13 protein-coding genes are annotated in these 14834 nt (G+C 49.3%); 4 read left to right on the top strand and 9 right to left on the bottom strand.

Annotated features, from left to right (window positions below; genetic code table 11):
- The first annotated feature begins 19 nt into the window (after positions 1 to 19).
- Positions 20 to 484 (top strand): hypothetical protein, encoded by a 465-nt coding sequence (locus K331_RS0107955; RefSeq protein WP_028589872.1) that lies wholly within the window; start codon positions 20 to 22, stop codon positions 482 to 484.
- Between the two features lie 104 nt (positions 485 to 588).
- Here the strand turns inward: K331_RS0107955 and K331_RS32170 are convergent, their stop codons facing one another.
- Positions 589 to 1029, bottom strand: a complete 441-nt coding sequence (locus K331_RS32170; RefSeq protein ID WP_226383560.1) for a DUF5412 family protein — start codon at positions 1027 to 1029, stop codon at positions 589 to 591.
- 366 nt (positions 1030 to 1395) lie between these two features.
- Here K331_RS32170 and K331_RS0107945 point away from each other — a divergent pair, with 366 nt between their 5' ends.
- A complete protein-coding gene (locus K331_RS0107945) occupies positions 1396 to 2100 on the top strand; it encodes a Crp/Fnr family transcriptional regulator (RefSeq protein ID WP_018883972.1) in 705 nt (234 codons plus the stop codon).
- Positions 2101 to 2245: 145 nt separating this feature from the next.
- Here the strand turns inward: K331_RS0107945 and rd are convergent, their stop codons facing one another.
- From rd to K331_RS0107915, 5 genes are all read right to left on the bottom strand, one after another.
- Positions 2246 to 2410, bottom strand: coding sequence for a rubredoxin (gene rd, locus K331_RS0107940; protein ID WP_028589870.1), 165 nt, complete (start codon positions 2408 to 2410; stop codon positions 2246 to 2248).
- Between the two features lie 125 nt (positions 2411 to 2535).
- Positions 2536 to 3717, bottom strand: coding sequence for an NAD(P)/FAD-dependent oxidoreductase (locus K331_RS0107935; protein ID WP_028589869.1), 1182 nt, complete (start codon positions 3715 to 3717; stop codon positions 2536 to 2538).
- A 105-nt stretch (positions 3718 to 3822) separates the two neighbouring features.
- Positions 3823 to 5058, bottom strand: coding sequence for an FprA family A-type flavoprotein (locus K331_RS0107930; RefSeq protein ID WP_028589868.1), 1236 nt, complete (start codon positions 5056 to 5058; stop codon positions 3823 to 3825).
- Positions 5059 to 5381: 323 nt separating this feature from the next.
- The gene (locus K331_RS0107920) at positions 5382 to 7034 is read right to left on the bottom strand and encodes a methyl-accepting chemotaxis protein (protein ID WP_028589867.1); all 1653 of its coding nucleotides are present in this window, start codon (positions 7032 to 7034) and stop codon (positions 5382 to 5384) included.
- 51 nt (positions 7035 to 7085) lie between these two features.
- Positions 7086 to 8102: a BMP family lipoprotein gene (locus tag K331_RS0107915; protein ID WP_028589866.1), complete on the bottom strand. Its 1017-nt coding sequence runs from the start codon at positions 8100 to 8102 to the stop codon at positions 7086 to 7088.
- A gap of 347 nt (positions 8103 to 8449) precedes the next feature.
- On the opposite strand from K331_RS0107915, the gene K331_RS0107910 reads away from it, so the two are divergent.
- Entirely contained in the window at positions 8450 to 10435 is a 1986-nt protein-coding gene (locus K331_RS0107910; protein WP_028589865.1) for a methyl-accepting chemotaxis protein, read from the top strand.
- A gap of 112 nt (positions 10436 to 10547) precedes the next feature.
- Here the strand turns inward: K331_RS0107910 and K331_RS0107905 are convergent, their stop codons facing one another.
- Positions 10548 to 11747 (bottom strand): MFS transporter, encoded by a 1200-nt coding sequence (locus K331_RS0107905; RefSeq protein WP_036634389.1) that lies wholly within the window; start codon positions 11745 to 11747, stop codon positions 10548 to 10550.
- Between the two features lie 258 nt (positions 11748 to 12005).
- Between K331_RS0107905 and K331_RS0107900 the strand changes: the two genes are divergently transcribed.
- Complete coding sequence (locus K331_RS0107900) at positions 12006 to 13025, top strand: LacI family DNA-binding transcriptional regulator (protein ID WP_018883980.1); 1020 nt, start codon at positions 12006 to 12008, stop codon at positions 13023 to 13025.
- A 318-nt stretch (positions 13026 to 13343) separates the two neighbouring features.
- On the opposite strand, the gene K331_RS0107895 is transcribed toward K331_RS0107900, so the two are convergent.
- Positions 13344 to 13709 (bottom strand): VOC family protein, encoded by a 366-nt coding sequence (locus K331_RS0107895; RefSeq protein ID WP_028589863.1) that lies wholly within the window; start codon positions 13707 to 13709, stop codon positions 13344 to 13346.
- Between the two features lie 98 nt (positions 13710 to 13807).
- Positions 13808 to 14713: a helix-turn-helix domain-containing protein gene (locus tag K331_RS0107890; RefSeq protein WP_028589862.1), complete on the bottom strand. Its 906-nt coding sequence runs from the start codon at positions 14711 to 14713 to the stop codon at positions 13808 to 13810.
- Between the last annotated feature and the right edge of the window lie 121 nt (positions 14714 to 14834).

Here is a 14834-nt window from a genome sequence, read left to right as displayed (position 1 = left end):
AATAATAGGTGGGATGAAGATGCCCTATATTGTTGATTTCAAGAATGTGTCTACGGTTGGTCTGGAGTCTTCACCAGTAGCTGAAGCGTTAGCTGGTCTGCGTGCTAATGAAGCTCGTTACTTTATGAATAAATATAAGCATGAATTTACGGTCGTACCAGCGAGCGAATCCCAAGATACCCTTGATTATGTGAATCAGATTTTGAAAAAAGAACGTGATATTGAATTTGCTGCTCGTCCCTTAGAGACGTCGCGCTTTCAAGTAGAAAATATCGACTGGGCTTATGTCTTTTTTGAGGACGGTCTTGAAGTTAACGTCTTGTATACGGTGGACGAGTCCAAGAAGCGTGCCGTTGGTTTTAAGCTGTCTGAGGGGATGGAAATCCCCAAGGAGCTAGAGGGCAAATTTAAATTTGCTCGGCAAAAGTCCAAGCTTGCAGGAACGATTCGAGGCTCATTTTTTGTCATTAAAGGGGAATATTAAAGTCAGCGCATGTGGAGCAGCTCAGCCATAAATACAACTTGTTCAATCAGGATTGTCTCACACACTCCAATGAAGCGAATCCTGATTGAACAAAAAAGACGACGTCAACGAGGGTCGTTCTGCAAATCAATCCGTTGACTATTAATCCGGATCGTGTGGTTATTCTCCCATTCCACATTCACCTGATCTTGCCCTCTCTCATAATGGAGATGCTTCTTGAACCAAAGTGGCCCTTGTTGTTCGGCTAGAATCCCATAGGAGCCCATAGCGCCAGCGTCCATTTTATAGATATGTATGGTATATGCCCGATCTGGGGACAACGAAGTGGTCATCAGCTCTTTGTGTCCTGAGAACATGTTCGTGAATGAGACCACAATGAGTAAAGCGAATAGTAGTAGGAACGAAAGAATGGTGGATAACCAGCTCCTTAACCTTGCGAATCGGCTGGAGGTATCTTGAAAACTGAGGATGGACGCAAGGAAAACTAGAGTAGAAGAAATAAGAGTCACGTAGTTAGGTGGGGTGATGACCCACTGATTATACATACTGGAATAGAGCGAGTACAACGATATCGTAATTAAGATTAAGACTAAGATAAGTGCAAGCCAACTAAGCCTTCTTACCATTATTCAATCACCTCAACGAATGAATTAACGAAGATCAATTATATCAAGTCTTATAGGTGCGATTTTAAAGGACCAATATTAATACTTCTAGAGCCCACTGTGGATTCCTGTATTTTCGTGAGAATTGACAGGTAGAGAGAATTATTTCTACGTTTGTGATCGAGATCAAATACGTCCTCTCCTTGTTGTGTTATGTTACATGGACAGCGAGAATTCAGGCAACCGCCTTTCGGGTTAACCCGGTCGGGTTGCTTTTTGTTATTGGATAGAAAGGAGAGCTGACCCATGGATAGCTGCCAGCATTGCAGTGACGCACTGTGTACACGTAAGGTTCCGATTTTTGCATCATTGACAGATGAAGACCTTGGCAAGATTAGCAAGATGGTCAAGCATCGTAAATATAAAAAGGGCAATGCACTCATTCTGGAGGAGCAGCCTTCGGAGACGCTGTTTATCGTTAGGAAGGGCTATGTTAAGCTTCTGAAAATTACTGCACTGGGCAAGGAGCAGATTCTGCGGGTGCTGTCCACAGGGGATTTCTTCGGGGAGCTAAGTATATTCAACAGCGAGGAGACCAGCAATTTTAGCGCCTATGCGCTGGAAGACACGGATATTTGCTTGTTGACCAAAAGCGACATGCAGCAGATCATTCAGGAGAATCCGGATATCTCCTTCAAGCTGCTCCAAAGTATTACAAGACGGCTCGCAGCCACCGAGAATCTGGCTCAAAGTCTGGCTACGAACGATCCCGAAATACGTATTGCCTATATGATTTTGGAGCTCGGTCATAAATATGGCCGTCCTGATCGAGATAAGCTCATCATTCACCTGCCGTTGTCACGGGAGGAGATGGCCAACTATGTAGGGGTCACACGGGAAACGATCAGCCGTAAATTCAGGAAATTCGAGCAGGACGGCATCATTGAGATCAACGGCACCAGAGAGATTGCGATCCGTGATATGCAGAGACTGAATGCGTATGTAGACTAAATCGTGAATAGGAAGGGTTCCCCGTTTCTCGGTATGTGGTAACAGAGAGAAGCGGGGAATACAGAAGCTGTTCAGGAGCTATTTTTCCTATTATGGAAATCACGTGTGGCTTTCATGATATGAGCGCTAGCCATTACATCTGACCCTATTGCTCAAGCGGCAGGAAGTGACTCTGGTCATCGCCGCACACGGGACATACCCAATCCTCGGGGAGATCCTCGAAGGCTGTACCAGGCACGATATCCTCATCAGGATCACCTACAGCCGGATCATAGATATAACCGCAAGGCTGACAAATATACTTTTTCATATATAACATCTCCTTCTTTGATTGTACTCGCCCTACTACATAACTCAATCAATTATGAAACTCGATCTATTACGTAACTTAATCAATAACGGAATCTGATATCAGCGCACTTAACATCAAATAGACTAGATGGAATGCACCTGTAACCCAGCTTCCTCAAGACTTAGACCTTGCTCTATGGCTGTCTTATAAGGCAAAGCTGCACTTACATTATCGAAAATGATTGCCCCGCAAATCGAGCCATCCCTCACAAACACACGAGTATATGTCTCTGTATCCGAGCGGCGTCCACTATGATCACACTCCTGCTCATCCACTTGTCCAATGGAGACGAGCGGCATATCAAAGGCGCCCGACACTGTCATGGGAATGGGTCTTGCGTAGACAGCCATGTCATCAGCCATATTCGTACCAGCAACTCTTCCCTGCTCCATGGCACTATTCCACAAGCCCTCTACCTTCCCCTGACACTCTGCTGCATCGCCTGCGGCATAGATATTTTGTGCACTAGTCTGCATCTGCTCATTCACGAGAATGCCTGTATTCACTTCAAGGCCGCTCTGTCGTGCCAGCTCTGCATTGGGAACTACGCCAATCGAATACACGACATGCACGCACGGCACAATTGAGCCATCCGCTAGCTCCACCCCCTCTACCGAGTCCATGCCTACAATGCTTCGTACGGCTTGCCCCAGTCTGACCTCGTTGCCAGTTGTCTGAATACGCTCTGCCAGCAGTGTACTAGCTTGCTCATCCAATTGACGAGCCATCAGTCGTGGAGCTTGCTCTATAATCGTCACGGGATGGCCTGCTTGAATCAAAGCCCAAGCGGTCTCTACTCCCTGGATACCGCCCCCGATCACACATACGGAATCTCCGCTATGCAAGGACTGCTTTAGCTGATCTGCATCATTTCGGGTGCGGATATGATGCACTTGGGACAGGGACGCCCCCTCCAGCGCTAACGTCCGGTTCGTGGCACCGGTACAGAGGAGGAGCTTGTCGTATTTCACATGCTCTTCCTGCCCGGTCAGGATCGTGTTGCTTAGTGGGTCGATGGAAATAATAGGCGTCTCGGGATAATAAGCGATCTGGTTATCGCGGAACCATTTTTCCTTTTTAATGAGGACCTTGTCGCTATGCAGATCGGTAAATAACCCTTTGGACAATTTGACCCGGTTATAAGGAAGACCGGATTCATTGCCGTAGATCGAAATGGTAGCCTCCGCGAGTCGATCACGAATCGCCTTCGCGGCACAGATACCAGCCACTCCTCCTCCGACAATGACGAAATGTTGCTCGGACATAATTACTTCTCCTTCCGTATGGCCCACAGCTATTTTGTATCTTGCTTGTATTTTTGTATTTCTGTATTTCTGCATTTCTGTATTGCCTGTGATTGACGTATGACCTCAGATGGCGCTCAGCAGCAGATCCGACACGAAGTTGGCTGCATGCTTGATTTTTTGTACCTTCACCTCATCATTGGGGGCAAACCGTACGCGAACCGGGAACTCTACATGGGTCATACCGGTTGTCTTGATGACATTGGAGGTGCTCTGTACGTCCATATTGGTGGCATTCAAGTAATCCTGCACGACTTCAATCGCCTCGCCGCTCCATCCGTAAGAGCCAAAGGCTGCCGCAAGCTTGCCTTCCAGATTCATATCCGCGAGCTGCTTCAGGAGACTCTCCAGCTTGCCGGTCATGTCTGCATACTTGGTGGAGCTGCCGATCCATACGGCGTCAGCGGCTGCAATGCTATTCAGTACATCCTGCTCATTCGCCTTGTCGATGTCCCACAGCTCGACACGGATCTGATTGTGCTCGAAGGTGTCCTTTAGCATATTGGCAATCTTCTTGGTGTTGTTCTTGAGCGTCGTATATACGATAGCGACCTTCTTGTCCTCTGTCGTCTCTGTGCTCATGTCTGCATACAAGGAGATGAAGTTATTAATATTGTGGCGCAGGATATACCCGTGTGAAGGGGCAATCATCTGGATATCCAGATCCTTGACGGCCTCAATCAGTGTCCGAACATATCTTCTGTGTGGGTGAATGATGGCCTTGTAGTAACCAATGAAGTCTTCTGTGACATCAAATCCGGCTTCGTCGGCGAACAGGCTGTTTACCGCTACGTGTGTACTGAAAATATCGCAGGGGAACAGGATCTTATCCTCCAGACAGTAGGTAATCATCGTTTCCTCGGTATGGAGGTAAGGGGTCTCCTTGAACAGGAGTGTCTTCCCACCAATGTCGAGCGTGTCTCCATCCTTGACAACCAGATAGGAACGGTGCTGTAGCTTGTACATTTGTTGAATCTCGGGTACGGCGACCTCGGTGCAGACGATCGTGGCATTGACGGCCCGAGCAGCCAGTGCAGCTAGCCCACCCGAGTGATCCGGCTCCGTATGATTGATGACAATGTATTGGATATCGAGGGGATCGATAAGTCCTGTAATATGCTCAGCGAATTCTCTGCCGAATTCCATGTCCACCGTGTCGATTACGGTAGGCTTTCCTGTCTTCAGTAAATAAGAATTATAGGTTGTGCCCTTCGTCAGCAGCAGTCGATGGAATGGCACCTCACGATCATCAATTTTCCCGACCCAATAGATATCCTTGCTGATCTCAAATCCTGGTTTCATATAGCGATGACCTCCTGAGTGAAATGTAAGAACAACTTCATTGTAGTCCTTGAAGGCCGCTGAAGAGAGGACCCAGGTCAAGCGATAATGGAATCTGAGTGCTTGTATCATGTGATTACAATCCTTGTTTCGGAGATGGAGATGGGCATGGAATATCACAAGCTGCATCACAAGTTGCAACTCTTGCACGCAAAAAAGCCCCTTGGTCTCCAAATGCTTGAAGGCCAAAGGGCTATGAGAAACCAATAACAGCGATAGGGGGATACGAACCTCCCCTATTGTGCTGATTATCTTAGTTGTCTATATAAGCAGAGATACCCTAGCTACAGCTGGAAACGCTCCAACTGACGGTGCATCTCGGCACTGATATCCCGGAGCTCCTTAACCTTGCCGGAGGCTTCCTCGAAGGACCGCTGCTGCTCGGCTGCAGATGCCGTAATCTCTTCACTGCTGGCGGCAGACTGCTCCGTAATGGCACTGATATTCTCAATAGCCGTCTGTACCAGAATGCTGAGCTCATGCGATTGCTGCATCTCCTCCGCTACGTTCCGGATTTGCAGACTGATTCGCTCGACGCTGTCGCCGATCGAGGAGAAGGTCTGTCCTGTCTGCTCAGTAGCCGCTTCCTGCTCCGAGGATAGAGTGATGCTATTCGTTACCGACTGCTTCACCTTGTCCATGGCGGCTGTGATCTCCGTAATAGCTGTGTAGATATGCTGTACGGATTGCTCCGATTGCTCAGCAAGCTTCTTCACCTCACTGGCGACGACGGTGAATCCACGTCCAGCCTCACCGGCACGTGCGGCTTCAATCGAAGCATTGAGTGATAGGAGTGTCGTCTGGGCAGCTATGTCGGATACGAAGGCTGTCATTTCCTTGATCCGAACCGTACTGCCCTCCAGCTCCTGGAAGGTCTGCTCCATCTCAACCATTGCCCTGCGATTGACCTCACTCAGCCGCTGCTGTTCCTGCATGACCGTGCGGCCTGCAGTTACGGTGCCTAATACCTCATTACCATAATCTACGGATTCGGTGGTAGCCTGCAGATTGCTCTGGAAGGTCTGCTGCATGCGATCCACGACCGTCACCGTCTCGCTCAGATCCTCCGCAATCTTCTGGCTGCCCTGAGAGAGCTCTTCTGTCGTGCGTGTCACCTGCTGTACGATGGCCTGCATGGTCTCATTGCCACGATCAATATCCTGAGCCATCGAATCCACGCGATATCCGGCCGCACTGATGGATTGGATCATCTGGCGTATGCTGTCGATCATCTGACGGAAGGAGACGTTCAGCTCAGCCAATTCATCCTTACCCTGTGCAGGTGGGAGCTGTACCTTCAGGTCGCCTTGGGCAATCCGGCTGGCGGCATCCTTTAGTGTCTGAATACGTCCAGCCAGCTTGCGCGAAGTATAGATGTTGAACAACGTGCTTGCAATGAGAAGGACGAGTGCGCCTGCAAGCGCGAGCTTCCAGGTGTTCTGGATGTCGTTCTCCAATGTAGCGGTGAAGGTATCATATTGTTCACGAGTCAGCTCATTCAGCATGTAGATATCGTTCTGAATGCCTTTGACCCGGGAGCTATAACGCTTGGCTTCCGAGCTATTCATCTCCGTCATCGCTTGGGTGGCCCCCGCAGACAGCTCTGTCATTTTCTCCTGAATGGAGCTAATCAGGCTCATCTGACGTTCATCATGTATGAGACTCGTCGCGAGCTGGTCGGAAATCTGCTGGCCTTCCTCTAGTAGCTGTGCTACAGCGTTCTGATTCGCTGCCGACATCGAGGTGGAATAGACGTCTAGAGCCTGCTGTACCTGCATCTGGTTGGCATTCAGCTCGGATACCTTCAGCATGGCAGGCACGAGATTCTGGTTCCCCGCGTTCATACCGAGCAATTGAAATATGATGTAGGCCACCAGCATCAGGGAGGCTAGCAGCGTAATTAGAGCGTAGCTGATTAGTTTGCCTTGTAGCTTCATGGATGTGCTCCTATCTCTGATTGTGATTAGTCTTCCGTGGACAATGCTGCATTACTTCTGTAAGTTCACCTTCACTTCACCAGAAGCGAGCTTGGCCTTCAGGTCCTCGAACTGCTGCTCCTGTGCATCCGTCAGCTCAATGTTGTGAAGCTCCGTGAGTCCCACGCCATTCTCAGCCATGCCATAGACCATCACCTTGTCAGGGAAGCTATTGTTATTGCTCTTGAAGGTATCAACGGCATTTCGCATGGCGACATCGACATTTTTGAGCATCGACGTCAGGATTGCTTTTTCCGCGAGGAAAAATTGATCCGTGTCCACTCCTATAGCGTGCTTGCGCAAATCCTGAATTTCCGAAAGGGCTCCGACGCCAGTAAGCCCCGCAGCTACATAGATGACATCTGTACCTTGCTCGTTAATCATCTGTGAAGCGAGCTCTGCTCCAAGCTCTGAGTTACCGAAATCACCTGCATAGACAGCCTCGACGCTGGCATCAGGATTCACAGCCTGTACCCCTTGCTCGAAGCCCTGCTGGAAATCACGCAGAACCGGGATGTCCATGCCACCCAGGAAGCCGACCTTGTCTGCCTTGGTAGCGAAGCCTGCAATTATGCCGGCCAGGAAGCTACCGTCTTCGGCTTTGAACAAAATGGAGTGCACATTAGGAAGCTCGGATTGACTATCTACAATTAGAAAGGTCTGCTCGGGATATCGCTCTGCAACCTTCTCCAGATCCACCTTAACGGTATCACTGAGTCCGATAATGAGATCTACCTTGTCTTGGGCAAAATGCTCGAAGGCCTCTTCTGTCGTCATTCCCTTCCCAGGCTCTCTATAATCAAAAATAATACTGTTCTCATTGCGTTCCTGCGCCAGACCTTCAAATGCAGCGTCGTTGAAGGAACGATCCCCCAGTCCTACATCAGTCAGGACGATGCCGACGGTAATTCGCCCATCCTTGCCGTCCTTGCCTGCTTCACCACCAGGTGCTGTGCATGCCGACAGGAGCAGCATGACTAGAGCAAGCTTGAAGATCAGCAGCAGCATTTTACCGTGTGTTTTTTTCATGTACGTGTGCCCTCGTTTCTTTCAATAATGTCGTTGTCGTTTTATATAAGAAGGTATGTACCACTTCACATTTATCGGAAAGGTGGAGGGGGATTTTCATATGTTCAGCTGAAACTTTACTGAAATATAACATTATTCATGAAATATTCACTGTTTTCAATATTGGAGTTTGCCTTCGTGTTAGCCTCATGAGCCTGCCTCGTTGTTAGTGCACTGGGAAAAATATGCATAAAAAAAGTCTATTCCGAACCGCTTATTACGCTATTCCTCCAGCACGCTAGTACCGATATAAAAAGCATAGCCATAATAAAACATAACAACATCACAACAGAATAAGGGGAATTCATATGTCCACACTCAAGATAAAAATCCTTCTGATGGTCCTTTCCATGTGTATCCTGCTGTCGATTCCACTATCCGTGGTCTCTTTGATCAACATTGAGAAGGAAGCGACGAGGGCCGTACATTTTGAATTGCAAGGTACTGTACAGAAGGCATCAGCCAATATTAATGGCTGGGCACTTGCGCAGGCGAAGGTCGTCGAGACCCTGGGTACGACAATTCAGAATACAACTCCGCTTCATGATATTACATTAGAGCACCTGCAGGCCTATCAATTGCCTACGAACAATGAGGATATCGCTACGATCTATTTCGGGCTAGAGGATGGAACCTATATGGATGGTGCCGGCTTCATTCCTGATGCTTCATTCGATGCTCGGGAGCGTCCATGGTACAAGGCCATCAAGGCTTCTGATCAGCTTACGATCAGTGATGCTTATGTGACGCAGGCAGGTGTGCAATCCATATTCATCGGGGTTCCGTTGCATGACGAGAACGGCCAATTCCAAGGAGCCATTTCGGAGAATATTTCCTTGACCTCCATTAAGGATGAAGTGAATGCGTTGAACACGGAGCATAGCTTCAGCTTCTTGCTGGATACCGCTGGTGTGGTTCTCTCCCATCCTGACGAATCCTTGCTCAATACTCCTCTAGTCGAGCAGGAAGACTATAAGGATATTGTACAAGCGATGCTGCGTGACCCAAGTGGTATGTCGGAGTATACCTATAATAACGATCGTCAGCTAATCTATTTCGAGAAGGTCCCACAGACGAACTGGGTTATAGCTACTTCGATCTCGAAGGCTGCGGCTTTTGCAGAGTATACCAACGTCAGAAACTTCGTCATAATCTTCGTGATTCTGTTCTCGCTGTTGATGATAGCCATTGTGTACTTTTTGTCCTATCGGACCATTAAGCCTCTTATTGAAATGAGGGATAGTGCTGCCAAGCTGGCTGCTGGGGATGTTACTGTACGAGTCTCCATAAAGGGCAAGGATGAGATTGCGCAGCTAGGCGCCTCCTTCAACGAGATGTCAGCTTCCCTGAATGGCCTGATCAAGCAGGTGGATCATTCTGCACGACAAGTGCAGACGTCATCGCAATTGATGTCTCAGGATGCCTCAGGAAGTAATGAGATCGCCATGCAGGTATCGACCGTTATTGAGGAGATTGCCAAGGGAGCGGCAGAGCAGGCAGGCTCCATTCAACTGGGTGCGGAGAGAATAGGCGAGATTAATGAAACGATCAACCAGATTTACAGCCAGACTGATCATACGCGTTCCGTAGTCGGTGACGTCACACAAGCTATGGACAGTGGGAATGAAGCATTTGAACGGTTGATTGCGTTGTCGGATTCAAGTCGGGAGTCGACGAGCAGGGTCGAGGCTGCCAATGAGCTGTTATTGAATAAAATTGTTGAAATCTCATCGATTACGGAAAGCATCAAGAACATCGCGGCGCAGACGAATTTGTTAGCCTTGAATGCATCGATCGAAGCGGCACGGGCCGGGGAGCATGGCAAGGGCTTTGCCGTGGTTGCGGGGGAAGTGCGCAAGCTTGCTGAGCAATCGGCACAATCCATCGGTGGAATCAATCAGTTGTTGGGTGAGCTTGATCAGGCAGGGAATCAGAGCTCGGCTGAGTTGGAGAGGTTCCGTCTGAACAGTGCCTCCCAATTGGAGTCGATTCAAGAGACGTCAGGCTCCTTCACCCGTATTCGTCACTCGGTTGACGTCATTATTAATGCGATCAATGCTATAAGCTCCGCTATGGAGGAATTGCAATCAGGAGCTAATCAGGTATCCGAGGTCATGACAGGGCTGGCGGCCGTAGCAGAAGAAAGTGCGGCGTCAACTGAAGAAGCGGCCTCCTCTACGCAGGAGCAGTCCCGAACGATTAGCAACATTTCAGAGGCAGCCAGTGAACTGCTGCAGCATGCTGATCAATTGTTGGCTGAAATCAGTCGTTTCCGTACAGATGATAAAAGATAAAGATAAACAACAAAACAGCGATTCTCCTTTGCTCGGAGAGTCGCTGTTTACATTTCTGGGTCCTATGCAATTTGCTGTATTAATTCTGTCTAAGCTGCGAAGAGAACGGAGGTCATACAGCCTTCCGTTTCTCAACCATGTAATAGCTCAAGATAGCTCCAACCGTGCCGATCGCGGCAATCAATCCTCCGACAAGTGGTACATAGACCAGTCCAGCCTGTGTGAGCACTACACCGCCAATGAAGGCACCAGCAGCGTTCCCCAGATTGAGTGCGGAATGACTGGATGTAGCCGCCAGGCGTGGAGCTTCATGGGCCAGATTCATAATGCGCAGCTGAATGCCTGGCATAATGCCGAAGGCCGCCATTCCCCATAGGAAAATAAAGATCAGCGCCAGCGCCGGAATATGCAGCACGCCCGACAGGATCAGTAGCAGTGCGGACAAAATGATGAAGATGGTAATCACCGACGGCATCAGCTTCCAGTCCGCAAGGCGCCCACCGATGAGATTCCCCAGTGTCACACCGATTCCATACATGACCAGAATCCAGGTTACGCTGCTCTCCTGAAAGCCGGCGACATCTGTCAGCATGGGGGTAATGTACGTGAACACTGCAAACATACTGCAGCATCCAAAGGCGCCTGTAGCCAGAATCAGCAGCACCTGAGGCTGAAAGAGGCTGCTAACCTCCTTGGATAGGCTTGGTTGCTCCGTCTGTTCAATCTTGGGAATCATCGTAATAATCCCGATCAGAGATATGATGCCCATAATTGTGATGGCCCCAAAGGAAGCCCGCCAACCGAGCTGCTGCCCGATCAAGGTACCGAATGGCACGCCGATAATATTGGCAATGGTCAATCCTGCCAGTACCATGGAGACTGCGGCAGCTCGTCTATCTGGACGAACCAGTCTGGCCGCGATCAAGGACCCTGTGCCGAGGAAGGTGCCGTGGGCCAACGCGGTAACGAGACGAGAGCCCATCAGCAATCCATAACTAGGGGCCAACGCTCCAACCAGATTCCCGATGATGAAGATGACCATCAACAGGCATAGCAGCTGCTTTTGGGCGATTTTACTGGTGGCAATAGTCAGGATGGGCGCACCCAAGGCTACGCCAAGTGCGTAACCAGTGATCAGCTGTCCCGCCTGTGCGATCGTAACGTCCAGGTCTCTGGCCACATTGGGCAACAGCCCCATGATGACGAATTCCGTCATCCCGATGGCAAATGCCCCAGCCGTGAGGCAGAATAAAGCTAATGGAAAGCGGCCGCTGCTGCTCAGGGCTTGCTCTGATGTTTCTACTTTTTGCATGGTTTCTCTCCCGTTTTCTGAAATCTCTATCTTTTTAATATGTACATCCTATCATCTAAAATTAAAAATGAACATGGTTTCTCTTTACCATGCTCTGGACAAGCTTAATAATAGTTTTATAAAACGTTATAGAAAATTTACTAAAAAAAAAGTATACTTCTAATACAACTGTTGCGGGGATGGGAGACAGGCTAATAATGACCCGCAGGTCGGACTTGTCCGACTTACCATATTCCGCGGCGTGTAAGGAGATTAGGCATGAAAAGGTTAACGATTGAGGATGTGGCCCAGAAGGCCGGTGTATCGAAGAGTACCGTATCGCAGTATCTGAACAAGCGTTATAAATATATGAGCGATAGCACCAAGGAACGAATCGCACAGGTGATCAAGGAGCTGAATTACCAGCCCAACGGGGCTGCTCGTAGTCTGAAGAATAACCGTTCCTTCATGATCGGTATCATTGTGGCGAATCTGGACTATACGCTGTCCATTCAGGGCATCCGGGCTATCGAGAATGAGCTGCAGCAATATGGCATTCAGGTTATTATTTGCAACGCTGATGAGAATCCTGACAAGGAGAACAAGCACATTGAGATGCTGATCGCCAGACAGGTGGATGGACTGATTATTTTCCCGACAGGCAAAAATGCAGAGGCCTACAACCGCTTGGTGGATGAGAAGTTCCCACTGGTCTTCCTGGATCGTCTGGTAGAGGGAGTCACGACGCAAAGTCTGCTTCTCGATAATGACATGGCTGTCAAGATCGGTATTCAGGAGCTGGTACAGCATGGTCATCAGCGTATTGCTCTCCTGACGCCTCCACTGGGAGTGAACCGGATCACGCCCCGTGTCGAACGAGTCAGTGGTTATAAGAAGGTCATGGAGGAGTATGGCTTGCCGATCCGTGAGGACTATATTCGCAGTGTATCGCGAGACGAGATCTTCTCCACACTGGATGAGCTGTTCGCGCTCGATGAGCGGCCTACCGCATTACTAGCCGGGAACGATATTGTGCTGGCGGAGATTCTCCAATATATGAATGCAAAAGGCATGCGCATCCCGCGTGATATCTCGATTATCGGTATAGATGATGCTCAGTTCGCACATATATACAATCCGTCGATTACGACGATTCGGCAGCCGATCGCCGAGATGGGCAAGCAGGCAGCCAAGACGCTGCTGTCCGCCATTGAGGAGGAAGGCGACGCGGTGCCGATCATTTATCGCTTCGTGCCGCAGCTGATTCAGGGCGAATCCGTCAGCAAGCCAGAGAACTGATCAGAGCGAAGTGACAGGCAGTGAGGCTCTGGAAGGGCTTGGGGATTAATTGTTATTGTAGATACGAGAAGCTCTCCGGCCATGCAGCTTGCTGCGGCTTGAGAGCTTTTTCTCGGTGATTAGCTCCGGAGATGACCTTTGCCCCCTGTTTATCTGCTGATGGAGCTGTCGATTGACCTGTTAGGCGGAAGTCTGATGCTGGAGGGAACTACTTAGCGGCGTTTTTCAAAGATATACCTTTTGGAACACATCATAGTCGTAGCTTGCACTTAGTCCAATGGAGTGAGTAATAAACGGTATATGGTTGATGCATACTGATTACATATGCTCAGCCAGTTGCACCTCGAATCCGTCGGGGTCAGCGATGTATATAAAATGCAGATGGGGATTCGGCTGGACGGGGCCGCGTATAATCGGAATCCCCCATGTTGTCAGGCGCTCCATAGCTTCCTCTAGTGACCCCACCTCATAACCTATGGACACGCCCGCTTCTGGTTTGAGAATGACTTCGCTGCCCTCAATCAGTTCAAGTGATGTTTCATTTTCCATGCCCAGCATGGCAATTTGCCGTCCACGGCTTTCAAATCTGCGCTGTATCTGCAGCCCAAGCTTTCCGTGGTAGAAGTCGATGGATGCCTCCAGATTGCGTACACGCAGCGTGATCCAGTTGAGTCTGATCAACACGGTGAATCTCTCCTTTTTTCATCATATGGACAAGTGATTTCAACTTTTTCGTGGTTATTCCTATTCGTTCCGTAGACTGCACTGCTTAAGCTGTGACCTCACTCGTACCTTTCCCGATATTCGAGAGGGGACAGCCCCGTCCAACGCTTGAATTGTCTGCTGAAATGAGAGGCGTTCTTGTAACCAAGCCGCTTACTGATGGACTGGATCGAGAGACCGGGTTTCTTGATCAGCAAGCGCGCTTCCTTCAGCTTCAATTGGGATAAATATTGACGGGGCGACAAGCCGTATACCTTTTTGAACACCTCATATCCATAGCCTGCACTGAGTCCGATAGATTGAATAATGCGCTCAATATACAGTCCCTCGTCCGTCTCTGCTGATTCAGGGTGGAGCACCTGCTGCTTGAACGACGTCTTGATCATCTCGGCGATTTCCTTAGCGTACTTGGTGTTGTTGATGCCTGCGGGTTGGAGGGGAGAAGGACTGCTCTCCAGCATCCGATCCAGGGCAATCAGCAGCTCCGAGAGGATGATCTGCACCTCCATCTTCGTTCGGAAGGAATAAGGCGCTTCCTGGTCGGTGAGAGCAACCCAGCGCTGCAGAATCTGCTGTAATTCAGCGTTGTACTCGTGGTCCTGGCGGTACAGAATCTCGCATTTCTGAATCATGGTAGTCATGAATACAGGGTCATCAATGTCAAAGTGAGCACAAAAATACGTCATGCCCTGCGGATCGGTACAGTGAATCTCATGCTGGAAGCCGGGCGGAATGATCAGGATATCGCCTTGCTTGACTTCATAGCTGTCCTGCTCAAGCTGTGTGGATTGGCTGCCCTCCAGCACCCAGATCATCTCGAAGGCCAGATGCAGGTCAGACGGCACATGCCAGCCCCTATCCACCTTCTGGGTATGGGCCCCGAAGAAGCTGATATTCCAATCCAGCACCGGAAGCCGCCGGGCATTCGTTAAGAGCGGGTTATCTATGGAATGATGCTCATTCATCTATATCACCTTTGATTTGGGTAAATTGTCCCCCAGGATTGACTATATTCATTCTACACGATTATCTACATAATGAATAATAAGCATGATTGACGAAGCGCTTACATGAATCCATTCGAGG

The sequence above is a fragment of the Paenibacillus massiliensis subsp. panacisoli DSM 21345 genome, from assembly GCF_000426545.1.
GTDB lineage: Bacteria > Bacillota > Bacilli > Paenibacillales > Paenibacillaceae > Paenibacillus > Paenibacillus panacisoli.
The sequence above is the reverse complement of the archived record's forward strand: the minus strand, read 5'-3'. Positions and strand labels throughout refer to the sequence as shown.